Origin of the sequence: Pseudomonas sp. TH39(2020), assembly GCF_016650715.1 — a bacterium.
GTDB lineage: Bacteria > Pseudomonadota > Gammaproteobacteria > Pseudomonadales > Pseudomonadaceae > Aquipseudomonas > Aquipseudomonas mandelii_C.
This window is the reverse complement of sequence record NZ_JAEKFF010000006.1, coordinates 527,306-553,157: the sequence shown is the minus strand read 5'-3', so window position 1 is coordinate 553,157 and position 25,852 is coordinate 527,306. Positions and strand designations below refer to the sequence as shown.

The window sequence follows — 25,852 nt, the reverse complement described above, 5'->3', positions numbered from 1 at the left end:
GATTTAGAGGGTACCTGTTACTTCTGACAGTAGACGGGGAGCGTTCCGAACGGCTTGATGATCGGGTCAGCGCAATGGCGCGATTATCCCGATAAGGAGTGTTCCTATGTCTACGCTTGAAGTGTTGGAAAAACTGACGATCCCGAGCATGACGCCGGTCGAAGGTCAGGAGTATGAGGGCGAGGTGTCTTTACCCTCGGCTCCCGGTCTGCGGGCGTTAGTCCCTGGCAAACAGGGTTTGAGCGAAGGGGATCATCTTGAGGTGGTATGGATCACCTACGCAGGCACTGAAACAGTTTTTACGCATGAGATCACCGAGATTGAAGAAGTAAACCCTGTGCATTTCTATGTGAAGGAAAGCTTCATCACACCGGGTTTGGTGACTACCTTTTACGAGGTTGTCAGAGACGACCGAATCTGGCGCTCCAAGCCGTTGATCATTATGGTCAAGTGATTCGAGCCTGGCAGATCACACCCGCAAGCTGAACGTAAACGTCGTGCCCTGTTGCCCGGTCGAGACTGCGTCCAGTTTTTCACCATGGGACTGCGCAATCAGACGGGCAATGTACAAACCCAACCCGAGGCCGGTCTGCGGTGTTCCGCTGGCCGGTCGCGAGTAGGGCCGGAACAGATGGGGCAACGCATCCTCGGCAATCAGCCCCTGTTTTTTCACGCTCAGCACAAACTGTCCTTCATTGATCTGCGCGCTGATGTCGATCGGGCCATCGGGGTCTCCGTGAGCAACCGCATTTGCCACAACTTGAAGAATCGCCGGCACCGCACTGATCCGACCGATCGTGGCGATGTCTGCTGCCGCTGCTTGCCCCCATTTCAATCCATCTCTGCATGAACAGTGTGGTGGGATTCTAGCGGGCTGATGCTGCGTTGGCGCGGCTTGATTGCCTGAATTTGACGTGCAAAAAAGCCGCGCGATCCGAAGATCGTGCGGCTTGGTGTTTGTGCATCAGGTGTCTTGTTTGTTGCTCAGTACTTTGCCGGTGGTGGCATCGAAGTCCACATCAAATTCTTTGCCGTCAGCGGTTTTCAGTTCCACTTCGTATTCATAGTTATTGAAGTGGTTGTCCAGATCCGTGTCGGTGATGGTCGCGCCCGGATGCAGTTTTAGAGCAGCCTGGTTCATTTCTTCCAGTGGCTTGATCTTGCCGCTTTTGACCAGCTCGGGAATCTGGTCGACGCGGACATCGGCCTGGGCCAGGCCAGCGGTAAGAGTCAGGGCTGCGGCAGTGAACAGGGCAGTCAGGGTTTTCATGAAGTTCTTTCCTTGGGTGAATCGTTTAAGTGGGATCAAGTTAACCGGCGCAACTTAATCCACCCTTAATTCTCCAAACACGACTGGGTAGCGATCGTTCCCACGTTCATCAATAACCGTTGTTCTGCAGCAACTGCGCAACGCTGGCCGCCGCCGGGCGCTTGTAAAACTTCAGCAGTTCGCTGGCGCGGTTGGTGAAGATGCCGTCGACGCCGGCGTCCATGACTTTCTGGTAATCCACGGCATCGTCGATGGTGTAAACGTGCACCAACAAGCCCTGATCGTGGGTGTACTGGTTCATCCAGGGTTGCACCAGGTCCGAGTAACTCTGATCGCCGCCCTTGGTCAGCGCGGCAGAAGGGCCGGTGCCGATCGCGCCCTGGGCTTTGGCGTACTCGACCCATTGCTGGAATTCGGCTTTGTCTTTCGGTTGCTGTTTGGCGTAGTAAGTGGCTTTGTCCTTGTCGCCGGACTCGGCAAACGTCACTTTGGATTTCGGCTCGATGCTGCCTTCACCGACCCACAGCAGGAGAATTTTCGGCACTTTCGGCATTTCCTTCTCAAGCAGTTCGAGGCTGCTCTTCTCGAAGGTTTGCAGCACGACCTTACCTTTGCCCTGGCCAACCGCCAGGTCGCTCTTTGCCAGTTTCGAACCCGCCGGGCTCAACCAGCCGCGATCCTGGAGTTTTTCCTTGAGGTCGCGCTCGATCCCGGGAAACTGCTTCGGCTCTTTGGTTTCGATGTACAGACCGGGCTTGTGCAGCGGATTGCCTTGGGCAATGTCGATGATTTCGTCGAGGGTCAGAATTTTCAGACCGACATACGAAGGACGCGCGCGATCCGGGTAGGCAGCGTTGAACCAGCTCCCGGCATCCAGGGTTTTCAGCTCGGCGATAGTGAACTCGTTGGCCGGGCGGTCCTTGCGCTCAGGGAATTTACTGGCGACGTCGGTGGTGCGTTGCAGGTTGTCGTCGTGCAGGGCGAACAGCACGCCATCCTTGCTGCGTTGCACGTCCATTTCCAGGTAGTCGGCACCCAGGTCGCGGGCCAGTTTGTAGGCCGCAGCGGTGGATTCCGGGGCATCGAAGGACGCGCCACGGTGGGCGATCACGGCCGGATGCGGAATGCCCATACGGGTTGCCAGTGCGGTGGGGCTTGGCTCGCTGGCGGCCTGTGCCTGGCCGAGGCCCAGCATCAGGCTCAGCAACAGGGCGCTCTTGGTGAAGGTAACAGGCATGGTCGAGGTCCTTTCGCAGATTTTCAAAGACGTCTCTTTTAACAACTGAGCGCCGCTTGCGCTATCGCCAGACCGACATAAACGTGTTTAAAGCAGATTTTTTCAGCGCTTTTGTGCGCTTCTTTGCAGTACTCTTGGCCCCGGCAGTTACCCCGGCAGAGGGAACGCCCATTCGCTTGCCCTGCGTGTAAACCATCGATCACCGGTCCTTTGCGACCTTCTGTGAGGTTTATCATGCGCATCACTTCCGAGCTCATCTGCCAGGCCGCCGACCAACTCAAAGGCTTCGTCGGCCTCAATCGCAAGACCGGCCAGTACATTGTTCGTTTCAGCGAAGACTCCTTCGGCATGGACGTGGCTGACGACGGCATTATTCCCTCCAGCGAATTCGTCTGGGCCCCAGGTTCCGCGCAGGCCATGACGCTCAGGCGTGAGTTGATTCAGTTGTTGCTGGATCAGAATATCGATGACCGGATCAACATCACCGAGCCGTTGCGGGTGTACATGAATCGGCGGGAAGTGCCGGAGATTTCGGCGGTTCGCAGTCTTGTGCAGAGCTGAGTTTTGCGGTGACTGTGCGGGCCCTATCGCGAGCAGGCTCGCTCCCACATGGATTATGTGTCGATCACAAGACCAATGTGGGAGCGACGGTGCGACGATTCGACCTGCTCGCGAAGACGGACTGAAGAGCGCCGCATCATTTACTGTTTGAACGCATACGCCCGCTCAACCTTGCACACCCGCGTATGACACGCCGAATACCACGTCGACCGCCCGCGCTCGCGAATCTCACTGTGCTCGGGATGATGTTTCCACGCCAGAATCGCCGCTTCGCTGGCCCAGTAGGACACCGTAATCCCGAGCCCGTCTTCACCCCGAGCCGATTCCACACCCAGGAAACCGGGTTGCTCACGGGCCAGTTCGACCATCCGCGTGGCGGCCTGCTCGTAACCGTGATCACCGTCGGTGCGCAGGGAGGTAAAAATCACCGCGTAGTAAGGCGCTGGTGGAGTCTTGGCGATCATGGCTTCTGCTTCTTGCAGGCGGCGATCAACGCACGGACCAGTGGCGGCAGCTTGCCCTTGAGCGCTGCTCGTTCAGGTTGGAACAGCGTCGCGACGAAGAACGGATGCCCTTTGAGTTCCACCGCCCGCAAGTCGCCCGAAGCATCGTGTCCAACGGCGCACAGCTGTTGGGTCAACAACTCACGTTCGAACGCCGGATTAACGCCGTAGCGGCAGCGATACCCTTCGACAATTTCAGCGCTTTCGTACGCCTCGGCGATCAACGAGCCTTCAACCAGATGGATGCTGTCGACGGCCTCCACCAGCGAACAGGTCAGTGGCGTGATCAGCGCTCGCGTCGCATCCGGCGATGTCTCGCCATGTTCGGCATCGTCCCAACCCAGAACATTTCGGGCGTATTCGAGTACGGCGTGTTGAAAACCGCCACAGGTACCCAGGAAGGGCCGTTGCTGCTCACGGGCAAAACGAATCGCCCGCAACGCACCGTCCATATCGCGGTAAGGGCTGGCGGGCACGCACCAGAAACCGTCGAAATCAGCCAATGGCGCATCGGCGCCGATGCGGTCGGTGGCCAACCATTGGAACTGCACGTCTGTGTTTGCCTGTTCAGCAGCCATGGCGAAGGCGATGGGAATGGCCTGGTGAGCAGTGACTTGCGGATCGTAATCGCCGATCAGGGCGATGCGGATTGGGCGGGTTTCCATGTGTGCGCTCCACGCTTGTTGATTCCTGGCACCCACTATAGATTGGCGTTCACGCACTCAATATTGGCGTTATCCCAATTGATCAATGCACCGACGCACTATCGACTGGACTACCCCGACCTGTCCCTGATCCTCGCGTTGGTACGCGGCGGCTCTCTGGTCCGGGCATCGACGTTGTTGAAGGTCGACGTCTCGACCGTATTTCGCGCCGTGCGCCGACTGGAAGCTGCGCTGGGCCAGCAACTGTTCGAAAAGAGCCGCGCCGGCTACTTGCCCACCACCTTGGCGCAAACCCTGGCCGAGCAGGCTGAGCGGGCCGAGCAGGCGCTGGAGGCGGCGCGCATTGGCGTGGAGCAGGGCGGTGAAGTCATCAGCGGCACGGTGCGCCTGACCTGCACCGATTCGGTCTTGCAGGGCTTGCTGCTGCCGGCGCTGGCGCGGTTCATGCCGTCCTACCCGGCGCTGACCATCGAGTTGAGTACCTCCAACGACTTCGCCAATCTGAGCCGCCGGGATGCGGATATCGCCTTGCGCCTGACTCGTACACCGCCCGAGCACTTGGTGGGCAGGCGATTGGCGCAGGTTTCCTATCGAGTCTGTGGCAGTGAGGCGTATCTGAAATCGGTCGATTCCGAAGACTTGGCTTCGCTGACCTGGATTGCCCCGGACGAATTCCTTCCCGATCACCCCACCGTCGTGTGGCGACGTCAGCAGTTGCCCGGCGTCACACCGGGTTATCGCTGCAACAGCATGTTGTCGGTGACTGAGCTGGTGCGGGCCGGGCTCGGTGTCGCGGCCTTGCCGGACTTCCTCATCGGTGACGGGCTGCAGCCGTTGAGCGAACCACTACACGGTTACGACACAGCGCTCTGGTTGCTGACCCGCCCGGACTGCCGCGCCTTGCGCTCGGTGGTGACGTTGTTCGATGAGTTGGGGCAGGCGCTTCGATTGCCTTAACCGAGCGCTAAACCTTCGGCTGATCCTTGCGCACGAAGTGCTGATGCATTTCCGAGGTCAGGCTTTCGATGCGTTCGGTGAGGGCCTTGGTCATTTCGGTGAGCCGGGTGTTTTGCTCGAGCAACTCCAGCAGTTGCGCGGTGTTCTGCGCCGCTTGTGCCTGACGTTCACTGTTGGCGACGGCGAGGGATTCGCGGTGCAGGGCGTCGGCTTCAGACTGGGCTTTGTCGCGTGCTGCCTGTCGGGTCTGGGCCAGGAGGATCAGCGGCGCGGCATAAGCCGCTTGAAGGCTGAAGGCGAGGTTGAGCAGGATGAACGGGTAGAGATCGAAGTGGGCCACGCCGAACAGATTGATGCAAATCCATACCGCCACGATCAGCGTCTGCGCCCCGAGAAAGGTCGGTGTGCCGAAGAACCGCGCAAAGGCCTCGGCGCGCAGGGCGAACTTATCGTTGCCGAAGGTGGGCGCAAGGTGTGCGTGGGGGCGATGAAAACGCAGATGGTCGACGGGGGCAGCGTGTTTAGTGTCGGAAGTCGTGGTGGTCATGGTGCTCTCTGCATGGCGCTGGGACTGAGGCTCACTATAGCCCCAGCGCCAGATTCATTCTGAAACACATTGCGGTGTTTTATTCCACGCTACCGGTCACCGCTAAAGCGGCGGACATTGTCATTTATTGCAGCTGATAGCAGGCCAGGAACATGTCCAGCGCCGACTCCACCACCGTGGTCTGCCTCTCGGCTGCCAGGCCGGGCAGGCCCATGGAAATCTGTGGCCAGAATGCAAAGGATTTGAGCATTCCCTGAATCTGTTGCGCAGCGAATTCGGGGTCGACCGGTTTCAAGCGGCCATCGGCCTGAGCGGCGCGGATCCACACGGTCAGGCCTTCTTCGCGCTCACCCATTCGCGCGACCATATTCTGGGCGCGCTCCGGGGAATGGATGGTGGCGGCGATGGCCACTCGCGCCAGGTCGAGAAAATTGTCATCGCCCAGCATCTGCAATTTCGCCATCAGCATCTGGCGCATCTGGTCGCGCAGCGGCAGGTCGGGGTGGTAGGGGGTTTCCTGCTCTGCCGTCACCCGCGCCCACAATTGATTGAGGATTTCGGCGAACAACTCTTCCTTGCTGGGGAAATGGTTGTACACCGTGCGCTTCGACACACCGGCGGTGGCAGCGATCTTGTCCATGCTGGTGATGTCGAAACCGTTGGCACGGAATTCGGCAATCGCCGCCTGAATAATGGCTTCGCGTTTTCGGTCGGTGAGGCGCTGTGGAGCTGTCATAAGTACGCTTCGGCAGGAAGTGGTGAGAATTACACTCGGCAGTTTACTTGCGATCGGCTTTGATGCAACCTAGAAACTACACTGTGCAGTGTAATGTTTTGTTAATCCTGTGCAGTGAAGAATAGAATCTCCGGCTGATGCGTGCGTGCCTTGGCCATTTATCGTCCCAAGCGGAAAACTGCGAGTCAGGTGGTTTTCCTGGAGTCATTCAGTCATGGCCACTTCAACTTCCCCATCGGATAACGCCTCTACGCCGCAAGCTTCCCGTCAGGTAGAAGGGCTCTTTCGAAACCATGCGCTGGTAAAGCGCGAAGGCTTTCGAAAAACCCTGCGCATCATGTGGAACATGATCTTCCACAAACCGCGTGACACCCGCCCGACGGCGCCTGTCCCGGTGCAAACCCTGACTCAGGCAGCGTTGATCGCCGCCCCTGACCACAGCGTTTATCGCCTCGGCCATTCCACCGTACTGCTGAAACTGCGGGGCAAATTCTGGATCACCGACCCGGTCTTCGCCGAGCGCGCCTCACCGGTGCAATGGGCCGGCCCCAAGCGCTTCCACCAGCCGCCGATTAGCCTCGAAGAGCTGCCGCCGATCGAAGCGGTGATCCTGTCCCACGATCACTACGACCACCTCGATTATCAAGCGGTGCTCAAACTGGCGGACAAGGCCAAGTACTTCCTTACACCGCTGGGCGTGGGCGACACCCTGATCAAATGGGGCATCGACGTCAGCAAAGTGCGCCAGCTGGACTGGTGGCAGGGCACTGAGGTCGACGGTATTCAGTTCATCGCCACACCTTCGCAGCACTTTTCCGGTCGAGGTCTGTTCGATGGCAACAGCACGCTGTGGGCCTCGTGGGTGATGATCGACGATGACACGCGAATCTTCTTCAGCGGCGACAGCGGCTACTTCGACGGTTTCAAACGCATCGGCGAACAGTACGGCCCGTTCGACCTGACGCTCATGGAAACCGGTGCTTACAACGTTGAGTGGCCGCATGTGCACATGCAGCCGGAGCAAACCCTGCAAGCGCACATCGACCTCAAAGGTCGCTGGTTACTGCCGATCCATAACGGCACGTTCGATCTGTCGATGCATGCCTGGAACGAACCTTTCGACCGCATTCTGGCGTTGGCCTGGGAGCGGAATGTGTCGATTACTACGCCGCAGATGGGGCAGGCGTTTAATGTGATGTATCCGCAACGGGGTGGAGCCTGGTGGTCGGAGATGGAAAACGTTGGCGATCAGGTGGAGCCTCAGAACGCTTGATGATGTGTCGCCGGGCCGACCCACGGAGCGGCCCGAGTTTCACAACCAAACTAGCTGCGTTGGTCCTGTAGCAGATTTAGATATTCCGAGATCTTTGCCACAGTCAAATCGCGAAATTTTCCGCGGAGCATTTCATTCAGCTCCTCCTTAGACAGTCCGAGCTTTTGTGCCGCCTCAGTCTTACTCAACCGACCGGTTTCGAGGAGTAAGCCAATCTTCATAACGTACTCAGATTTGCCCCGCATCTCACCCGCATCGGGATGTCCCAGCGCTTCATAAACACAGCTGTCGTTTCCATTGACTTCACTCATTCGCCGACACCTCACTCAACCATCGCATAATCCGCCCGCCCCACCGGATCAGGTGTCGCCCCTTTCACATTCATCCCTCTCCCCGGCGCAAAACCCGGGAAGAACACCAACCCCTCCGATTCAAACCGATAAGCCAACGCCAGCCGCGTAACATCCAGCACATCGCGTTCATCCTCAAATCGCTGAATAGCGTCCACCGAAACCCCGGATTCCCGAGACAGTTCCTCCACACTCCAACCCAGCATCGCTCGGGCCTGAACGCTATGCGCGGGGGTGAATTGGAAAAGGGCGATACGTTCCAGGGTGATTTTCATCGCAAGAGAGGCCATGGTGTTCTCCGGGCTCAAGAGTGCTGATTCAAAAAATACTGTGTTTTTGTACAGTTGTTTTGAGCCCGAATCAAACTCATTTTTTGATCGGTTCTATCTCGTCCCGTCCAGCCAGGTCGTTGGCGCCTGTCCCAGTACGCGGCGGAACATCGTGGAGAACGCCGCCGGGCTGTCATAGCCAAAATCCAGGGCAATCCGCGTCACCGGTTCGCCCACCACCAGCCGCGCCAGAGCCAGCACCACGCAGGCCCGCTGCCGCCATTGGCTGAAACTCAGACCCGTCTGTTGGCGGAACAGGCGATTAAACGTTCGCAGGCTGATGTGCAACTGATCGGCCCATTGCTGTGGCGACTGATGAGCGTCGGGCCGCTGGACAAAGCCCTGGCACAACGCGAGCAGCCGCGCATCGACGGGCAGGGGAATGTGCAACGGCAGGTGAGTGCTGCGCGCCAGTTCATGCAAAAGCAAGCCGATCAACGTACCGTCGCGCCCACGCTCGTCATACGCCAGCGGGATCTCCACCGCCTCCATCAGTAAATGCCGCATCAACGGCGAAACGCTGATCACTTGGCAGCGATCCCCCAGATCCACCGCCCCCGGCTCGATATACATACTGCGCGTGCTCACCCCCAGCATCAGCACCTCATGCGCCACCCCCGGCGGAATCCACACCGCCCGCTGCGGCGGCACCACCCAACTGCCATCATGTGTGCTGACCTGCATTACCCCCGTGGCGCCGTACAACAATTGCGCCCGCCGATGTGTATGACGAGGCAACAAATGGCCGTGGGAATAATCCGTACCGATGGCCACCACCGGCCGTGGTGTGTGGTCCAGCAGATCAATCGAAACATTGCGCATTGAGCAGCCCCACCGGTTGGCGTAAACGCGAACATTATTGGCTGACTTGCTGAGGCAGGCCAAGGCGCATCGTTCTATCGTCGACCGCTCTCAACCAACGGACGACCTCCATGTTCTATCTTCTGCTGGCACTCTTTGGCTGCATGACCGGCATTACCGCGGTGCTGTTCGGCTTCGGCGGTGGTTTCGTCGTCGTGCCATTGCTGTACCGCATGCTCATGGCCAGCCACGGCACAGACGACCCCATCGGCCAATCGGCGATGCACATTGCTGTGGCAACCTCGACCTGCGTGATGATCGTCAACGCAACGATCGCCACCGGAAAACACCGACGCGCCGGTAATCTCATTCGTCATTACCTGTGGCCGTTGGGCGGGTTTATCGGCGTGGGCGCGGTAGTCGGCGCCATAGCGGCGATGTGGGCCAGTGGCGAGGTGATTCGCTATGCCTTCATCGCGTACCTGGGCGTGACCATCGCCGATTGCGTGTTGCGACGCGGCTTTCTTACAGCGCCCGACACCGTCACCCCACGGCGATTGGGAAGGGCAGAAGTGTCTGGCGGCGGTGTAGGAATCGGCACCATCGCCACGTTTCTCGGCGTAGGCGGTAGCGTCATGACCGTGCCGTTGTTGCGGCGTTGTGGGTTGAGCATGTCCCAGGCGACGTCCATGGCCAACCCGCTCAGTTTGCCCGTGGCGCTGGCCGGGACACTGACTTACATGGCCATGGCCGGTTTCACCGAGTTTGATTTTGGGCCGTGGTTTGTTGGTTATGTGGATCTGCTTGCGTTTGCGGTTTTGACGGTGGGGTCGCTGGTGGGGATTCGGTTGGCGACTCCGTGGATTGGGCGGATACCGGATCGAATGCATGCGCGGGTGTATATCGGTTTGCTGGTGCTGGTGATGATCAGCCTGTGCCTGAGTTGAATGTTATCGGCGCGTAGCTTTCCATCGCTCGAACGATGCTTCGCCTCTTGATACCCGATCCGGAAACGCCCTGACGCTTGATGACGTGTTGTAGGTGGGCCAGGGCAAGCCACTGCAATCCGGTCATTCACCAGCTTCCGTAGGGGATGCCGTACTTTTCGATATAGCGTTTGGAATCTTCTTCCAACGAGAAATAGCTGCCATGGGAGAGCCCTAACCCAGGCCCCTTGGGTTCAATCTCGGCTTTGCTGCGTGCAACTTTGATTGCTCGTCGGCACTCATCCAACGCCCACACTTGCACTACACCGCCGGGGGCAATGCCTATCTGTATAGAAGCTGATTTATCCAGGAAAGCTGCCTCTGGAACACTTGCGCACTCCTTGGTCAATGCATCACGCATGATCTGTCTAGCTTCTTCCGGAATTTCAACCCAACCTTGATAGGTTTGAGGTTCGACTAACGATTGCCAGCGAACATAGATCCGTACCGGAAGCTTGGCACTCTTTACATCCCTCTCGGTGCCGCCGCCAGTCACCAGCCAACCATTAGCCCCTGGCATGCCATTTTTCCTTCCGCCAGAAGCTACGCCACTGCCTATTCGACGATAGAGAGTCCCATGGGTATCAATTGTGGCAGCGTCCTCAACCCATGCGTCCATTGCGTAAGGAGTAACAAAACCCAGCGCCCACGGCCCGGCGTCGGGGTCTGAACGCCCCAACGGCTCGCCCGACGCTTGGCAACCGCTCACAAAAAAAGCCCCCAACAAGATCCATAGTGTTCGCAAGATTTTCGACTCCTAGTCAGGTACATGGGGATGTTGTACGCGGATCCCGTCCGTGGTTGGGGAATTAAAGTAGAGTAAACCTGCGCTGGTTCGAGGTGTTGAACCTTGCAAATTTGTCGGTGGGTTCCAACTGGCCGAATTGTGAATGTACTTCAGTTTAAGCAATTGCTCCTCGGCGGGCGTTGTACTGTAGTCACCCGCCACAAAGCGGTCACTCAATGCTTGAAGCTCAGATGGGATGGTATAGGTCGGGTACTGCTCATCAAGGTCCTTAAATCGAACTCCCCGTTGTTTCGCCAACTCATACATGACCCGCAGGTATACCCGTGACAACTCGCCTCGCACTGGGCGCTTGAGCTGTAACGCCGCATAGACCCGCTTGTTTGGATTCAAACGGTCTTGCTGAGACGGAGGCAAGCTTCGAACGTAGGGGGTCACGATCTCCAGCATATTGGACGGCCAGCCTTTGGCCTCCCACTGCGCCTTCACCCGTTGAGCGTCCCGGTAGATCGATGTGTATTTCACGTCTGTCGTGGTGGGAACATCCAGCGCCTGCATCGGGCTAATCAGCAGGTTCTCTTCTGATTCAGGAAAGTACCCGCCGCCAAGGTCCGAGTGGACACCGGGCAATGTGATTTCCAGGTGATCGGGTTTTACTCGGGTCAAGGCGAAGTTGGCACGGATTTCATCCCGGGCAGCCAATTGGACGACATTCGGAAACAAGCTGCGAGGTAAGTACAGTTTGAGCCCTGGTTGTGTTTGGCTACGTATATAGCCCAGGTTGGCCAAACCGCCTACTGACGGTACGGTATCAAACAAGCCGATAAAACTCATTTGGATATCGTGCTGGTACTCAACGTTATAGGTTTGGTGGAAAGCCCCACGAAATATCTTGGAGATATTGCCCAGCGGACCATTCTGTCCCCGCGCGACTTCGTTGGAGAAATGTCGTGCAGCCGCTGCACCCCTGCTGAAGCCAAACGTATCGAACATTAAGTTAATGATTTTTGAATCGGGATAGGTTTGGGAAAAGTCAAAGATAGCTCGTCCGATTTTTTTAAATGCCTCATCTACCTTCGCAGTTACCCCCATCGCACCGCGCCCCATCCCGGCCCCAAGCATACTATCGGGTTGACCAGATGATGTGCCTATACCATCCACATAGACCGTTTCAAATCTTAGATGTAATGCCCCCTCATCCAGAGTATCGCGAGAGGAAAAATACAAATCGCTCAGCTTCTTGATGTTCGACTCATCGTTTGCATAACTGCTGTCTGGGTCGGACATATAGGGTTTACAACTGGCGTCCAGATCTTCGGGCTTGATGGCGTGGCTAGCGCCACATAGCAGTCCCATTTCACTGTTGTTTGCATTGTTCAGCGTGCCATCGAAGAACACGCCAATGCGCAAGGTGATACCCACCGGTTTCTCTTCATTCAGCTCTTCTTCCTCTTCTTCCTCCTCTAAAGCCGAGTCATCAGCAGCTACAGTCGGCGCTGAGGTAGGCGCCCGTACATCGACCGGGGGTTGGTAGCTGGAAGGCTCAACTAGATGCGCAGGCATAGGACTAAACGACGAAAAAGGCGCAGGTGTGAAGCTGTTGCCGATGATAATGCTCGATGACCCACTCGTGATGGTGTCGCCATGCGTTCCTTGCGAGCCGGTGACCAGCGCGGCCTGGCCATTGATCTGTACCGAGGACATGGCAGCCGTGGTCAAGATACTGCCGCAGGTGGTGCAGTCAGTTACCCGGGCAGCGGGGAGTCCATCAAAAAACACATTCGGTGACCCGGATTCGATGGCTGATCCACCACAGCGGGGACAGCTCACAGTATCGGACTTGCGTGCAGCAGGCTTGCCAGACATTTCGATATCCATATCAGCATTCATAGAGGCAGCACCTTACCCGCACCCATGAATAGAAAACAATCAGACGTTTCCCAAACTTGACTACGTAAATAGCTCGCGTCCAGGTGTCCGGCCACGTTGCATTGAAGTTGCCCTGACGCTGAATTACTTATCCGCCAACCCCGGCGCTTCCCGAACAATAAAGTGATCCAGGTTCTCAATATTGGCACTGAACACTCCGAACGTCTGCTCGGGGTTTTTCTTGCTCGGCACCTGCTTCAACTCCGGCGTCACGCCATAAAAGAAGCAATACAACTCCTTCCCGCTCTCACTGGCGTGCTTGATCTCTTCCAGAAACGCTTTGCGCTTGCGGTAGTTGTCGATCAGCTTTTTGCTCAGGTAAACGTTGACTGAATAAGGCTTCTTCTTTGCCTCGTCCGCTTGCTTGAACCAGACCTTTTGTTCGAAATCGATACGAAAGCTCTGCGTGTAATCCTTGATCTCCTTGATCTTGCCCCAGTAAATCAGCCCCTTGTTGTCCTGCAGATATTCGATCTTCTTGAAGAACGACCCATAAGGCGCCGTGTGCTCGCCAATCTTCAGCGGCATGCGCTTGAGCAACTCCTTGTCCTCGAAGTTCGACACAAAACACTCCACCGGATGGGCGAAGACACTGGTCTTGTCCGGTGCTGATTCGCGGCTCGGGTGTTCGACATCACTGGCCGCTGAAGAGGGTTTCGAGTCGTCCCGCATCACGTCAGCCGCCACCGCCGGGCTCGACGGCTTACGCACATACTCACGCCGCGTCAGCAACAACTCCGACGGGAAATGCTCCTCGCGACTGTCATCCGTTTCCGCGCCGTCCGCGTCCGCACCTGACGCCGAAGCCTTGAGACTGACATAAGGACAATCCGCCACATGCCGGGTGCTGGGCGTGTTCTTGAAGTGCGGGGTGCGCACGTAGTTCACGTTTTTGGCGTTGAACGTGGTCAAGACATTCGCCGCATCGAAGGCCAAACGACAGGCATCGTTGGGGCATTGGAAGTGTTCTTTGGCGGAGTCGAACTCCATGGTTTCGTCGAAATTCAAATCGCGCACGTCATAGATCGACAGCTTGTCGTCGAGGCTGAGGCAGTAGGCGAGGTCGAATTTCATGGGGCTTGGGCTCTTTGTGGGATCGTTTATATAGTCGCTAAGCTCTCGTCCTGCACAGCTTTTTCGCTGCCTCGCTCGACATTTCTGTGTGGCTTTACCAGAGATAGCAATGTGGTTACCGTTGTAGGATTAATTTCCTGTGGCTGTGCGCTGTTTCCTACGTCGAGTTTTGGGCTTACAGCCTGTGTCGACTGTAATAGAGCAATCGCCCGACCCATTTTGCTCACGTAGCAAGGATAGCGATTCGATGACTTCGCCTGCACTTAACCAAATCTTGTTTGGCCCTCCGGGTACCGGTAAGACGTACGCGACCATCGAGGCTGCACTGGAAATTCTTGCTCCTGAGTTTCTTCTGGCCAACAAGAACGATCGGACAGCTTTGAAGACTCGTTTTGATGAGCTAGCAGAAGATGGGTATGTCGAGTTCGTCACGTTTCATCAAAGCTTCAGCTATGAGGACTTTGTCGAAGGTCTGCGTGCAGAAAGCGGAGAAGATGGGCAACTGCGCTATGACGTTGTCGATGGTGTGTTCAAAAAATTGTGTGCCGCTGCTAACGCCAAGGTAAAAAAACCTAGCGTTCTGTTTACGAGAGGGGAGTCATTTGGATCGGGGTACATAGTCGCGACCGCATCGGTTGAGTTGCTCAATTTGATTAAGCCAAACGGAAAAGAACTACCGATTGGGATGAATATCCTCAACACGCTTGCTGAATATGTGCGTTCCGGACGATTAACTGTCGCAGATATTCGTAACAAGCTAGTTTTTGACAAGGTCTCCGAAACTAAGCTGGAGCCATTTTTGATCAATGGCTACAACAACATTTTGCCGGTTTTGGTCGAGCGTATTTTGGATACTGCATCCGATCACGTAGATGGTAAGGCGACTGCCCAATTCAGTAATACACGCGTACTTATCATCGACGAAATAAATCGGGGCAATGTTTCGCGAATTTTCGGCGAGTTGATTACGTTAATCGAACCGTCCAAACGCGCGGGAGCTGATGAGGCGTTGAAGGTGACGCTGCCGTATTCGAAGGATCATTTCAGCGTACCGAATAATGTCTATCTCATTGGCACCATGAACACTGCGGATCGTTCATTGGCAGGACTAGATATCGCACTGCGTCGCCGTTTCACTTTCCGTGAAATGCCGCCTAAACCGGAACTGTTGAGTGACATCATCGTGGGCGGACTTAACCTTGCCCAACTCTTGATAGCGATGAATCAACGGATCGAGATGCTGTTAGACCGAGATCATTGCTTAGGGCATGCGTATTTCATGCCGCTAGAAAGTGAGCCAACGCTGGAGCGATTGGGGCAAGTTTTTCGCGAGCAAGTGCTCCCATTGTTGCAAGAGTATTTTTTCGAAGATTGGCAGCGGATTCAGTGGGTCCTTAATGATCACCGCAAGGCTCCTGAAAACTGCTTTATCGAACAGCCGCCATTCAACTCAGGATCTTTGTTTGGCGATCAAGTGGTGCTGAGTAACCAGAATAACCAATGGCTAGTCAACGAGGATGCCTTTGCTCGGGTTGAGTCTTTTTGGGGGATTGTCGATCACCAAGCAGTGCCTCCAAAGGTCCAGGAAGCTATTGAAGCGGAAAAAGACGACATCCAGATTCGTCAGCTTGAAAGCGGCTCAATCGAGGTTTTAAAGTCTGGGAAGATCGTTAATCCTTCTAAACCCATTTTGCGAGAGCTTGCCGCAGCGCATGGCCTGGCAACACATCATGCAAGTGGTCTTGAGTTTAATACGCGACGACTGGGGGCTGCTGTTATCCATGCATTGAAAGGCGTGACGGCGTGAAACCTGTCATCACAATTCGCGAGTACGCGAGTCTGACGACAGATAAAATCACTGAGCCAACGTTGGACCTTGCTCAAGTGTCGGTTTCCGCTTTTGACTGGCTGTGCAAATTAAATGCTTCTTTCAGCAATGCTGGAGCTGCACTGGTTCAGCTTGAGAACCGTCGTTTACTCAAACTCGACAACTACGTTGGTGTGTTGGAAACACCTTGTGGCACTCGTATCGAAATTCTCCCCAAGCATTTTGAGCGAGAGGACTGCATCAAACAAAGCAGAGCGTTGTTGCGTCGTATGATTCAAGCCTCTCTAAATTTACCCTCCCGTGAAGTCGGTGCCGCAGATCTTCAAAATTTCGATGCGCCGTTAAGCGAATGGGTCATGGGCCGATTCTTGTTGGCGCTGGATCATTTGATAAAACGAGGCTTACGCTTTGACTATCGACGTGTGGAGGAGGAACAGCGTTTTCTGCGTGGTCGGCTAGATGTGGTCAAGCAAATGCGCCAACCCCCCGGGCGTCAGCACCATTTTCAGATACGACACGATATATATTTACCCGACCGACCAGAAAATCGCTTGCTCAAATTTGCGCTAGATCAGGTCTGCAAAACAACAACAGATGCCGGTAACTGGCGACTGGCTCATGAGCTAAGAAGTGTTTTGTTGGAGGTGCCTACAAGTCGTAACGTGCAGCAGGACTTCAAGCAATGGAGCGATGAGCGACTGATGGCACACTACGTACCGGTAAAGCCATGGTGCGAGCTGATCATCAAGCAACAGATGCCCTTGGCGGTCGCTGGGGAGTGGCATGGCATGAGCTTGTTGTTTCCTATGGAGAAACTATTCGAGCGCTATGTAGCTGCAAGTCTTGGCAGGGATCTGCAACACGATGCTCGACTTAAAACTCAAACCCACAGTCAATATTTGTGTCAGCACAAAGGCAAAAACTTCTTCCAGCTACGGCCGGATCTAATGGTTCACCATCAACAAAAAAGCTGGGTGTTAGACACAAAATGGAAGCGGTTGAACTCCTCCGATGAGGATAAGAGCTACGGTTTGAAGCAATCCGATTTTTATCAGTTGTTCGCTTATGGCCACAAATACCTAGCGGGTGAGGGGGAGTTGGTACTGATTTATCCAAGGCGATCTGCATTTGATGCCCCGTTGCAGGTATTCGAGTTTGCTCCGAAGCTCATGCTTAGGGTGCTGCCGTTTGATATGGAGCGTGGCGTATTGTTGGGAGCACCTGAAGGGTTCCCACTTCTCTCTCAGCAACTGCAATCGAGTGAACAGTCGGCTTGATGCTCATGGTTCCAAATCAAATGGGTGCAGAACGCTGCACCCTGTCTTCGACGGCTTCCTAAAATAGAAATAGCCGCGATGCTTTCCTCCACCAAGACATTTGCTGTTGGGGCCGCAGGATGCAAGGCATGTCCCGCATCCGAATCCATGGTTCATTCTGCCAATGCAGCAAACTCAGTTGCATCTGTGGCCAATCCAAAACGCTCAAGGTCGGCCGCTCAACTGCCCGCGATGGTCTTGCGTCACGCAGTGCAGCTACAACCTGATGCGTCAGCCATTCGCGTAGTGAGCGATATTCCGGGCAATAGTGATAAACCAATAATGCATACACGCCCGATTCGCTGAGCATCAGTCGTTCCTCTGCTACTCCGTGAGCGTGCACCAACAACATCCGTCGCTGATCTGTATCGAGTTTTCGGGACATTCGCTCATCCAAATACTTGCCCATCAGCCGCCCTATATCACGCGCGCAAAACCAGGCTTGGTTTTCGAAGAGTAGGGCGTGGAGATGAATGTCGTGGCGAGTGAATAGGGTGGATGCGAGAGGCTCCCACTCGTCGTTCATTGGTGTGGGTAAACTTCTGGATGCGAGTTGAGTAGACATAATCCGTGACCTCTACGTACTAAGGGGGCAGGGCTAGACCCAACGTAGAGTGGAATTAAGAAACCCCAACGAGCAAAGCCGTCACCTTCGAACGACAAACCACCATAGGGTGAATTGCGCATCTGTGTGATTGACCAAGCTTTCTACGTTGGGCGTTTCTTAGGCACCTGCAATGAAGCTTAGAGGTGCTTTGATGGGGCATCAACGCGGAAGCAGCTGTAAGTTTTGTAGGAGTTTTGACGTCGTAGCGTAGGGATGAGAAAAGCATTTTCATCCACCCATAAAAAAGCCCCGATCAGATCGGGGCTTTTGCTTTTTCGATTTGTCGATTCAGATCGCAATCATCAAATCGCGGCGAGCTCTGGAATCAATCCCAGCTCAACGCCCCACCAGTCTGATACTCAATAACCCGAGTCTCAAAGAAGTTCTTCTCTTTCTTCAAGTCCATAATCTCGCTCATCCAAGGGAACGGGTTAGTCGTCCCTGGATACTCTTCCTTCAACCCAATCTGCGACAGACGACGGTTAGCGATGAACTTCAGGTAGTCCTCCATCATCGCCGCGTTCATGCCCAACACGCCGCGAGGCATGGTGTCACGCGCGTATTCGATTTCCAGCTGAGTGCCTTGCAGAATCATCTGCGAAGCTTCTTCCTTCATTTCAGCGTCCCACAAGTGTGGGTTTTCGATTTTGATCTGGTTGATCACGTCGATGCCGAAGTTCAGGTGCATGGATTCGTCGCGCAGGATGTATTGGAACTGCTCGGCGACGCCGGTCATTTTGTTGCGACGGCCCATGGAGAGGATCTGGGTGAAGCCGCAGTAGAAGAAGATGCCTTCCAGAACGCAGTAGTAGGCGATCAGGTTGCGCAGCAATTCTTTGTCGGTTTCGACGGTGCCGGTTTCGAACTTCGGATCGGAGATCGAACGGGTGTATTTGAGGCCCCAGGTGGCTTTTTTCGCGACCGATGGGATCTCGTGATACATGTTGAAGATCTCGCCTTCATCCATGGCCAACGATTCGATGCAGTACTGGTAGGCGTGGGTGTGGATCGCCTCTTCGAACGCCTGGCGCAGGATGTACTGGCGGCATTCCGGGTTGGTGATCAGGCGGTACACGGCCAGCACCAGGTTGTTGGCAACCAGGGAGTCGGCGGTGGAGAAGAAGCCGAGGTTGCGCATGACGATGCGGCGCTCGTCGTCGGTCAGGCCTTCCGGGTCTTTCCAGAGGGCGATGTCGGCGGTCATGTTGACTTCTTGCGGCATCCAGTGGTTTGCGCAACCGTCCAGGTACTTCTGCCAGGCCCAGTCGTACTTGAAAGGAACGAGCTGGTTGAGGTCGGCGCGGCAGTTGATCATGCGCTTTTCGTCGACAGCCACACGGGCGGAGGCGCCTTCGAGTTCGGCGAGGCCTTCGGCGATGTCGAGGTTGTCCAGGGCAGCTTTTGCACGGGCGATTGCGGCGGAGTCGGACGCGGTTACGGCGCGGGCTTCTTGAGCCGCGACGCCACCAGCGGTGTCGAGGCGGTCCATGTTGGCTTCAGTTGCGTGGCCAGCGTTGGCGCCTTTTACAACGGTTTCGCCGCTGTCTTCTTTGTCGAATTCGTCCCAGCTCAGCATGACGTGTCGTCTCCTGCGTGAGGGCCAGTTGCCCGTGTGAAAACTGATTGGTTGTTTTTCACACGACCGTACTGGCCGCGTTGGATAGCGTTTTTTGCAGCGGTACACGCAGGCAAATAAACATAATTTTGTACGGGGTTCCGAGAGCCTCTGACGGGCGCAGAAATCGGTGAGGACTTCGGCGTGGGCTTCAGACTGGCTGTTATCCCTGTAAGGGAATATTGCAGGCCCGTTTAAGGCGGCATTATAGGGAAATTTTTGCGGTCGTGGTGGGGCGAATCCGCGCATGGAGCGGACGAGAAGGAGTGTTTTTCGGTCGGAGCGAGGGTTTACAGGGCTTTGGCTGGATGTCGCGGGTGCAGATTTTTTTTCATAAATTTTAGCGGGCAATTTTTTTGTTCAAAAAACAGCCAAAAAATTGCATTTTTCACTACATGTTGTGTTTTGAGTCGGTTTTCGAAGGCCCTAGACACAACTAGGCCCGACCGAAGTCGGGCTGTAACGTCACGCTACATGATCAGCTGAAGCGAGCGGCACCCACGTGATCAGCGCCATCGGCAGCCACTTTAGCAGCGCCGGTGTGATCAAAACCGTCAGAAGCGAGTTTGGCAGCGCCCGTGTGATCGGAACCATCGGAGGCGAAAGACGCCGAACCGGTATGGTCGTAACCGTCAGAAGCGACAGCCGCTTGTGTGGTGTAAGTAGCCGAGCCAGTGCGGTCGTAGCCGTCAGCGGCGAAGGTGTTAGCGGCCAGGACAGAGAGGGTCAGGGCGAGGATCAGTTTGGTTTTCATGGTAGTGGCTCCAGGTTCGTTGGCGTTTTGTGCCTTGGGTGTGGAATTGATACTACGCCAACTAATTTGATTGAAAATCGCAAATAAACGCTTAAATAAATCGTGTAAATCGATATATAAGGTTCGGCGCTTCATCTGCCTTAAATAGCGGGCGGGTGGGTCGAACCTTGGGAAGGTGAGATCGGGTGATTAGCCGTTAGAGCAGCCGTTACCCATGACGCTGTAACGAAGAATGTGGCGTTGGCCTTTGGAGTCGTCGTATTCCATTGTGGCTGGAACAACTTCACACACATTTGGGATTTCGCTCATCGAGATAACTTTGGCGATGTCCAGGTGAGTGGAGTAAGTGTATTCCTCAACGGCGGGTTGCTGCTGTGCGACATCAGTCGGGACCTCGTCTGCCATGGCGGTTGCGCACAGGCTGCTGAGGGCCAGAACTAATAAAGCTTTCATTTCAGATTTACCTTTTAGAGGTCGAGTGGGGTCACGCAACCTTTTTGGGGTTGCGTGTAGAACTTAAGTACTAGGTTTTGGATTAACTGCCTTCGTGGGGGCTGCAACTTGGTTAATCACGTTGCCTGGTTGGCGAGGCTGATTTTAGGCGTGAGGTTTACATTCATATAGGCGTGCTTTTGATAAACACTATTGGCAGATCCTGTAACAATCCTCGAAAAACGACCTTTGGCTCGCTGATGAAGCCAATTTAATAAATGCCCAAAGCCCCTGAAATCACCGCCCTTGAGCGCATTGACGAGGTATAGCCACATTTTGTAGGGGCTTGTTACTACCATCGTCGAATGGTTCTATAGGCCCGGCCCGGCTACAACTGGGTCATACAAAAACAACTATTCCACCGAGGTAACAAAGATGAGTGCGGCTTCTCTGTATCCCGTTCGTCCCGAGGTTTTGGCCAACACGCTGACTGACGAGGCGACCTACAAGGCCATGTACCAGCAGTCCGTCGTTAACCCGGACGGCTTCTGGCGCGAGCAAGCCAAGCGCCTCGACTGGATCAAGCCTTTCACCACGGTGAAACAGACTTCCTTCGACGATCACCATGTCGACATCAAATGGTTCGCCGACGGCACCCTGAACGTTTCCTACAACTGCCTCGACCGTCATCTGGCCGAGCGCGGCGATCAAATCGCGATTATTTGGGAAGGGGATGACCCTGCCGAAAGCCGCAACATCACCTATCGCGAACTGCACGAACAAGTCTGCAAATTCGCCAACGCCCTGCGTGGCCAGGATGTGCACCGCGGCGACGTGGTGACTATCTATATGCCGATGATCCCCGAAGCCGTGGTCGCCATGCTGGCGTGTACCCGGATCGGCGCAATTCACTCGGTAGTGTTCGGTGGTTTCTCGCCGGAAGCCCTGGCGGGTCGGATCATCGACTGCAAATCCAAAGTGGTGATCACGGCCGACGAAGGTGTTCGTGCCGGCAAGAAGATCCCGCTCAAGACCAACGTCGACGACGCGCTGACCAACCCGGAAACCAGCAGCATCCAGAAAGTCATCGTGTGCAAGCGCACCGGTGGCAACATCAAGTGGAACCAGCATCGCGACATCTGGTACGAAGACCTGATGAAAGTGGCAGGCACTGTGTGCGCGCCGAAAGAAATGGGTGCTGAAGAAGCGCTGTTCATCCTTTATACCTCCGGTTCGACCGGTAAGCCGAAGGGTGTACAGCACACCACTGGCGGCTATCTGTTGTACGCGGCGATGACCCACGAGCGAGTGTTCGATTACCGTCCGGGCGAAGTCTACTGGTGTACCGCCGACGTCGGTTGGGTCACTGGCCACACCTATATTGTCTATGGCCCGCTGGCCAATGGCGCGACCACTTTGCTGTTCGAAGGCGTGCCGAACTACCCGGACATCACCCGGGTGGCGAAAATCGTCGACAAGCATAAGGTCAATATTCTCTACACCGCGCCGACCGCGATCCGCGCGATGATGGCGTCGGGCAAGGCCGCCGTTGAAGGCGCCGATGGCAGCAGCCTGCGTCTGTTGGGTTCGGTCGGTGAGCCGATCAACCCGGAAGCGTGGGATTGGTATTACAAGAACGTCGGCCAATCCCGTTGCCCGATCGTCGACACCTGGTGGCAGACCGAAACCGGCGCGACCCTGATGAGCCCTCTGCCGGGTGCGCACGCGCTCAAGCCGGGTTCTGCGGCACGTCCGTTCTTCGGCGTGGTACCGGCATTGGTGGATAACCTGGGCAACATCATCGAAGGCGTTGCCGAGGGCAACCTGGTGATTCTCGATTCGTGGCCAGGCCAGGCGCGCACGCTGTATGGCGACCATGACCGCTTCGTCGATACCTACTTCAAGACGTTCCGCGGCATGTACTTCACCGGTGACGGTGCGCGTCGTGACGAAGACGGTTACTACTGGATTACCGGTCGCGTGGATGACGTGCTCAACGTGTCCGGCCACCGCATGGGGACCGCCGAGATTGAAAGCGCGATGGTCGCCCACCCGAAAGTCGCCGAAGCGGCCGTGGTCGGTGTGCCGCACGACATCAAAGGGCAGGGCATTTATGTCTATGTCACGTTGATCGGTGGCGAAGAGCCGAGCGAGCAGCTGCGACTTGAGCTGAAAAACTGGGTGCGTAAAGAGATTGGTCCGATTGCCTCGCCGGATGTCATCCAGTGGGCGCCGGGCCTGCCGAAAACCCGTTCGGGCAAAATCATGCGCCGCATCCTGCGCAAGATTGCTACGGCCGAATACGATGGGTTGGGGGATATCTCCACCCTGGCGGATCCGGGTGTGGTGCAGCATTTGATTGATGAGCACAAGATCATGAACGTCGCTTAAGCGGTTCTTGAGTCACCAAAGCCCCGCCCGGCATTGCGCCTGGCGGGGCTTTTTAATGCCTGGGGTTTTTGTATTGGCAGTTCGGGCCTCATCGCGAGCAGGCTCGCTCCCACAGGATCTCCAGTGAACACAGAACTTGTGATCACCAAAGAACTACTGTGGGAGCGAGCCTGCTCGCGAAGGCGGCCTGTCAGGCACCACATTAGCAACGGCCAATAATTATCGGCTTCGTCTGTAGGTGATTTCCCACTGTTACCTGCAAGCCTTCAAGTAACTGAATGTGTAACCGCTAGCTCCAATCCGGGGCATTGGGAAACGCAAAGCCCCGTTATTGGGTCTCTCTAGTGCTCATAAAAAATAAGACACAACGCTGCGCTTGCCGGATTAGAAGGCTTTGCCAATAATAGGCCCGTAATTTGCAGCATAGATCGGTTCACTGTCTTTTGCTCTTGCATGAATTTGCAAGGCTGTCAACGCGCCCAAGCGGCTTTCTCGGTGCTTCTGTAATTAGTTGTCGCATTGAAGAAATATCGGCTTCGGGCCTGTCGTTAGAATGCCGATCACTCGCTCGTTGTTGCTCGCGTTGAAAAAAACGCGCGATTCCTGCGACGCAGCACCGCTTTGCGGTTCCACTCATTCGCATATTGGGCTATCGCTCACTCTGCCGTTTTAGCCCTTTACCGATGGAGTCCCAAGATGAAGAAACTCGTGCTGCTTGGCGCCCTGGCACTGTCCGTGCTGTCCTTGCCGACTTTCGCCGATGAAAAGCCTCTGAAAATTGGTATCGAAGCGGCTTACCCTCCGTTCGCTTCCAAAGCGCCGGACGGCAGCATCGTTGGTTTCGACTACGACATCGGCAACGCTCTGTGCGAAGAGATGAAGGTCAAGTGCGTCTGGGTCGAGCAAGAGTTCGACGGTCTGATCCCGGCACTCAAAGTGCGCAAGATCGACGCGATCCTGTCGTCCATGTCGATCACTGAAGACCGCAAGAAGTCCGTGGACTTCACCAACAAGTACTACAACACTCCGGCTCGCCTGGTCATGAAGGCCGGCACTCCAGTCAGCGACAGCCTGGCTGAGCTCAAAGGCAAGAACATCGGCGTGCAACGTGGTTCGATCCACGAGCGTTTCGCCCGTGAAGTCCTGGCCCCGCTGGGTGCCGAGATCAAGCCTTACGGTTCGCAAAACGAAATTTACCTCGACGTCGCTGCTGGCCGCCTCGACGGCACCGTGGCAGACGCTACGCTGCTGGATGACGGTTTCCTGAAAACCGACGCTGGCAAAGGTTTCGCCTTCGTTGGCCCTGCGTTCACCGACGTCAAATACTTCGGCGACGGCGTAGGTATCGCAGTTCGCAAGGGTGACGCGCTGAAAGACAAGATCAACACCGCGATCACTGCCATTCGTGAAAACGGCAAGTACAAGCAAATCCAGGACAAGTACTTCGCCTTCGATATCTACGGCAAGTAATACGTCCCGGCGACAAGTCCGAAATGGCGCAAGCAACAGGATCTCTGAGGTTTGCGCCATTTTTTCATCCCCCTTTTCGAGGACCTGAATCATGTTGAAAGGCTACGGGGCTGTCATCCTCGATGGCGCATGGCTGACGCTTCAGCTCGCCTTGTCGTCCATGGTCTTGGCCATTGTTCTGGGTCTGATCGGCGTTGCGCTGCGTCTGTCCCCGATTCGCTGGCTGGCCTGGCTGGGCGATCTGTATTCCACGGTGATCCGCGGTATTCCCGATCTGGTGCTGATCCTGCTGATTTTCTACGGCGGTCAGGACTTGCTCAACCGCGTCGCGCCGATGCTCGGTTTTGACGAGTACATCGACCTCAATCCGCTGGCCGCTGGTATCGGCACCCTGGGCTTCATCTTCGGTGCGTACCTGTCGGAAACCTTCCGTGGTGCCTTCATGGCGATCCCGAAAGGTCAGGCAGAAGCCGGTATGGCGTATGGCATGAGCAGTTTTCAGGTGTTCTTCCGGGTGTTGGTGCCACAGATGATTCGCTTGGCGATTCCGGGTTTCACCAACAACTGGCTGGTCCTGACCAAGGCCACCGCGCTGATTTCGGTAGTCGGTCTGCAAGACATGATGTTCAAGGCCAAGCAGGCGGCAGATGCCACCCGCGAGCCTTTCACCTTCTTCCTCGCAGTGGCGGCAATGTACCTGGTGATCACCAGCGTCTCGTTGCTGGCATTGCGTCACCTTGAGAAGCGCTACTCGGTAGGCGTAAGGGCGGCTGATCTATGATCTTCGACTACAACGTCATTTGGGAGGCCCTGCCGCTGTACTTCGGCGGCCTGGTGACCACCCTCAAATTGCTCGCGCTGTCGCTGTTTTTCGGCCTGCTGTGCGCGTTGCCGTTGGGCTTGATGCGCGTCTCGAAAAACGCGGCCGTCAACATGAGCGCCTGGCTCTACACCTACGTGATCCGCGGCACGCCGATGCTGGTGCAGCTGTTCTTGATCTACTACGGTCTGGCGCAGTTCGAAGCGGTACGTGAAAGCTTCCTCTGGCCGTGGCTGTCCAGCGCCACGTTCTGTGCGTGCCTGGCCTTCGCGATCAACACCAGCGCCTACACCGCTGAAATCATCGCCGGTAGCTTGCGTGCCACGCCGAACGGTGAGATCGAAGCGGCCAAGGCCATGGGCATGTCGCGCTTCAAACTGTACAAGCGCATCCTGCTGCCATCGGCCCTGCGCCGGGCGCTGCCGCAGTACAGCAACGAAGTGATCATGATGCTGCAGACCACCAGTCTGGCGTCCATCGTGACCCTGATCGACATCACCGGTGCCGCGCGCACGGTTAACGCTCAGTTCTACTTGCCGTTCGAAGCCTACATCACCGCCGGCGTGTTCTACCTGTGCCTGACGTTCATTCTGGTGCGGATGTTCAAACTGGCCGAGCGCCGCTGGCTGGGCTATCTGGCCCCGCGGAAGCACTGA

Annotated in this window: 27 protein-coding genes and 1 pseudogene; 11 read left to right on the top strand and 17 right to left on the bottom strand. The window is 55.9% G+C overall.

The genetic code is table 11. From position 1 onward, the window contains the following. Nucleotides 1-106: 106 nt before the first annotated feature. A complete protein-coding gene (locus tag JFU47_RS10555; protein ID WP_201182827.1) occupies nt 107-454 on the top strand; it encodes a hypothetical protein in 348 nt (115 codons plus the stop codon). 15 nt (nt 455-469) lie between these two features. On the opposite strand, the pseudogene JFU47_RS10550 reads toward JFU47_RS10555, so the two are convergent. From JFU47_RS10550 to JFU47_RS10540, 3 genes and pseudogenes are all read right to left on the bottom strand, one after another. Continuing rightward, nucleotides 470-760 (bottom strand): annotated as a pseudogene (locus JFU47_RS10550) (sensor histidine kinase); the annotation flags it as partial. Nucleotides 761-964: 204 nt separating this feature from the next. Then, nucleotides 965-1,270 carry a PepSY domain-containing protein gene (locus JFU47_RS10545; RefSeq protein WP_140676604.1) on the bottom strand — a complete coding sequence of 102 codons (306 nt, stop codon included), beginning with the start codon at nt 1,268-1,270 and terminating at the stop codon, nt 965-967. Nucleotides 1,271-1,379: 109 nt separating this feature from the next. Beyond that, entirely contained in the window at nt 1,380-2,507 is a 1,128-nt protein-coding gene (locus JFU47_RS10540; RefSeq protein ID WP_201182825.1) for a glycerophosphodiester phosphodiesterase, read from the bottom strand. A 234-nt stretch (nt 2,508-2,741) separates the two neighbouring features. Here JFU47_RS10540 and JFU47_RS10535 point away from each other — a divergent pair, with 234 nt between their 5' ends. Beyond that, nucleotides 2,742-3,068: a DUF2025 family protein gene (locus JFU47_RS10535; protein ID WP_201182823.1), complete on the top strand. Its 327-nt coding sequence runs from the start codon at nt 2,742-2,744 to the stop codon at nt 3,066-3,068. A 140-nt stretch (nt 3,069-3,208) separates the two neighbouring features. Here the strand turns inward: JFU47_RS10535 and JFU47_RS10530 are convergent, their stop codons facing one another. Beyond that, nucleotides 3,209-3,532 carry an antibiotic biosynthesis monooxygenase family protein gene (locus JFU47_RS10530; RefSeq protein WP_140676596.1) on the bottom strand — a complete coding sequence of 108 codons (324 nt, stop codon included), beginning with the start codon at nt 3,530-3,532 and terminating at the stop codon, nt 3,209-3,211. Then, nucleotides 3,529-4,236 carry a CTP synthase C-terminal region-related (seleno)protein gene (locus tag JFU47_RS10525; protein WP_201182821.1) on the bottom strand — a complete coding sequence of 236 codons (708 nt, stop codon included), beginning with the start codon at nt 4,234-4,236 and terminating at the stop codon, nt 3,529-3,531. Before JFU47_RS10525 ends, JFU47_RS10530 begins: the two co-directional genes overlap by 4 nt. A 15-nt stretch (nt 4,237-4,251) precedes the next feature. Here JFU47_RS10525 and JFU47_RS10520 point away from each other — a divergent pair, with 15 nt between their 5' ends. After that, nucleotides 4,252-5,193 carry a LysR family transcriptional regulator gene (locus tag JFU47_RS10520; protein WP_201185201.1) on the top strand — a complete coding sequence of 314 codons (942 nt, stop codon included), beginning with the start codon at nt 4,252-4,254 and terminating at the stop codon, nt 5,191-5,193. A gap of 7 nt (nt 5,194-5,200) precedes the next feature. Here the strand turns inward: JFU47_RS10520 and JFU47_RS10515 are convergent, their stop codons facing one another. Then, entirely contained in the window at nt 5,201-5,740 is a 540-nt protein-coding gene (locus JFU47_RS10515) for a DUF1003 domain-containing protein (protein WP_201182819.1), read from the bottom strand. Between the two features lie 124 nt (nt 5,741-5,864). Continuing rightward, nucleotides 5,865-6,476 carry a TetR/AcrR family transcriptional regulator gene (locus JFU47_RS10510; RefSeq protein ID WP_201182817.1) on the bottom strand — a complete coding sequence of 204 codons (612 nt, stop codon included), beginning with the start codon at nt 6,474-6,476 and terminating at the stop codon, nt 5,865-5,867. 214 nt (nt 6,477-6,690) lie between these two features. Here JFU47_RS10510 and JFU47_RS10505 point away from each other — a divergent pair, with 214 nt between their 5' ends. After that, nucleotides 6,691-7,749: an MBL fold metallo-hydrolase gene (locus JFU47_RS10505; protein WP_201182815.1), complete on the top strand. Its 1,059-nt coding sequence runs from the start codon at nt 6,691-6,693 to the stop codon at nt 7,747-7,749. Between the two features lie 50 nt (nt 7,750-7,799). Here JFU47_RS10505 and JFU47_RS10500 read toward each other — a convergent pair whose 3' ends face one another. The 3 genes from JFU47_RS10500 to JFU47_RS10490 all read right to left on the bottom strand — a co-directional run bounded on the left by JFU47_RS10500 (nt 7,800) and on the right by JFU47_RS10490 (nt 9,250). Continuing rightward, nucleotides 7,800-8,060 (bottom strand): XRE family transcriptional regulator, encoded by a 261-nt coding sequence (locus tag JFU47_RS10500; RefSeq protein ID WP_201182813.1) that lies wholly within the window; start codon nt 8,058-8,060, stop codon nt 7,800-7,802. Nucleotides 8,061-8,071: 11 nt separating this feature from the next. Beyond that, a complete protein-coding gene (locus tag JFU47_RS10495) occupies nt 8,072-8,389 on the bottom strand; it encodes a helix-turn-helix transcriptional regulator (protein WP_201182811.1) in 318 nt (105 codons plus the stop codon). Between the two features lie 93 nt (nt 8,390-8,482). Beyond that, nucleotides 8,483-9,250: an AraC family transcriptional regulator gene (locus JFU47_RS10490; RefSeq protein WP_201182809.1), complete on the bottom strand. Its 768-nt coding sequence runs from the start codon at nt 9,248-9,250 to the stop codon at nt 8,483-8,485. 110 nt (nt 9,251-9,360) lie between these two features. On the opposite strand from JFU47_RS10490, the gene JFU47_RS10485 reads away from it, so the two are divergent. Next, entirely contained in the window at nt 9,361-10,176 is an 816-nt protein-coding gene (locus tag JFU47_RS10485; protein WP_201182807.1) for a sulfite exporter TauE/SafE family protein, read from the top strand. 127 nt (nt 10,177-10,303) lie between these two features. On the opposite strand, the gene JFU47_RS10480 is transcribed toward JFU47_RS10485, so the two are convergent. From JFU47_RS10480 to JFU47_RS10470, 3 genes are all read right to left on the bottom strand, one after another. Continuing rightward, the gene (locus JFU47_RS10480) at nt 10,304-10,960 is read right to left on the bottom strand and encodes a DUF2931 family protein (protein WP_140895161.1); all 657 of its coding nucleotides are present in this window, start codon (nt 10,958-10,960) and stop codon (nt 10,304-10,306) included. Between the two features lie 12 nt (nt 10,961-10,972). Further along, on the bottom strand, nt 10,973-12,850 hold the full coding sequence (locus tag JFU47_RS10475) for a PAAR domain-containing protein (RefSeq protein WP_242485111.1): 1,878 nt from the start codon (nt 12,848-12,850) through the stop codon (nt 10,973-10,975). Nucleotides 12,851-12,973: 123 nt separating this feature from the next. Further along, complete coding sequence (locus JFU47_RS10470) at nt 12,974-13,963, bottom strand: hypothetical protein (RefSeq protein ID WP_201182805.1); 990 nt, start codon at nt 13,961-13,963, stop codon at nt 12,974-12,976. Nucleotides 13,964-14,210: 247 nt separating this feature from the next. Here JFU47_RS10470 and JFU47_RS10465 point away from each other — a divergent pair, with 247 nt between their 5' ends. Both JFU47_RS10465 and JFU47_RS10460 read left to right on the top strand, forming a co-directional pair. Then, nucleotides 14,211-15,770 (top strand): McrB family protein, encoded by a 1,560-nt coding sequence (locus JFU47_RS10465; RefSeq protein WP_201182803.1) that lies wholly within the window; start codon nt 14,211-14,213, stop codon nt 15,768-15,770. Further along, the gene (locus JFU47_RS10460) at nt 15,767-17,068 is read left to right on the top strand and encodes a 5-methylcytosine restriction system specificity protein McrC (RefSeq protein ID WP_201182801.1); all 1,302 of its coding nucleotides are present in this window, start codon (nt 15,767-15,769) and stop codon (nt 17,066-17,068) included. The genes JFU47_RS10465 and JFU47_RS10460 overlap by 4 nt, the downstream gene beginning before the upstream one ends. Before the next feature lie 58 nt (nt 17,069-17,126). On the opposite strand, the gene JFU47_RS10455 is transcribed toward JFU47_RS10460, so the two are convergent. The 4 genes from JFU47_RS10455 to JFU47_RS10440 form a co-directional block, all read right to left on the bottom strand. Beyond that, a complete protein-coding gene (locus JFU47_RS10455) occupies nt 17,127-17,672 on the bottom strand; it encodes a BRO-N domain-containing protein (protein ID WP_446739632.1) in 546 nt (181 codons plus the stop codon). A 367-nt stretch (nt 17,673-18,039) separates the two neighbouring features. After that, nucleotides 18,040-19,290 carry a ribonucleotide-diphosphate reductase subunit beta gene (locus JFU47_RS10450; RefSeq protein ID WP_008034875.1) on the bottom strand — a complete coding sequence of 417 codons (1,251 nt, stop codon included), beginning with the start codon at nt 19,288-19,290 and terminating at the stop codon, nt 18,040-18,042. 517 nt (nt 19,291-19,807) lie between these two features. Beyond that, a complete protein-coding gene (locus JFU47_RS10445) occupies nt 19,808-20,083 on the bottom strand; it encodes a hypothetical protein (RefSeq protein WP_201182800.1) in 276 nt (91 codons plus the stop codon). A gap of 189 nt (nt 20,084-20,272) precedes the next feature. Continuing rightward, nucleotides 20,273-20,536, bottom strand: a complete 264-nt coding sequence (locus JFU47_RS10440) for a DUF2790 domain-containing protein (protein WP_123368728.1) — start codon at nt 20,534-20,536, stop codon at nt 20,273-20,275. 414 nt (nt 20,537-20,950) lie between these two features. On the opposite strand from JFU47_RS10440, the gene acs reads away from it, so the two are divergent. The 4 genes from acs (at nt 20,951) to JFU47_RS10420 (ending at nt 25,852) form a co-directional block, all read left to right on the top strand. Beyond that, on the top strand, nt 20,951-22,906 hold the full coding sequence (gene acs, locus JFU47_RS10435; RefSeq protein WP_201182798.1) for an acetate--CoA ligase: 1,956 nt from the start codon (nt 20,951-20,953) through the stop codon (nt 22,904-22,906). A 696-nt stretch (nt 22,907-23,602) separates the two neighbouring features. Continuing rightward, nucleotides 23,603-24,376: an ABC transporter substrate-binding protein gene (locus JFU47_RS10430; RefSeq protein WP_008154331.1), complete on the top strand. Its 774-nt coding sequence runs from the start codon at nt 23,603-23,605 to the stop codon at nt 24,374-24,376. Nucleotides 24,377-24,467: 91 nt separating this feature from the next. Beyond that, nucleotides 24,468-25,157 (top strand): ABC transporter permease, encoded by a 690-nt coding sequence (locus tag JFU47_RS10425; RefSeq protein ID WP_111451529.1) that lies wholly within the window; start codon nt 24,468-24,470, stop codon nt 25,155-25,157. Beyond that, nucleotides 25,154-25,852, top strand: a complete 699-nt coding sequence (locus JFU47_RS10420) for an ABC transporter permease (RefSeq protein WP_111451530.1) — start codon at nt 25,154-25,156, stop codon at nt 25,850-25,852. The genes JFU47_RS10425 and JFU47_RS10420 overlap by 4 nt, the downstream gene beginning before the upstream one ends.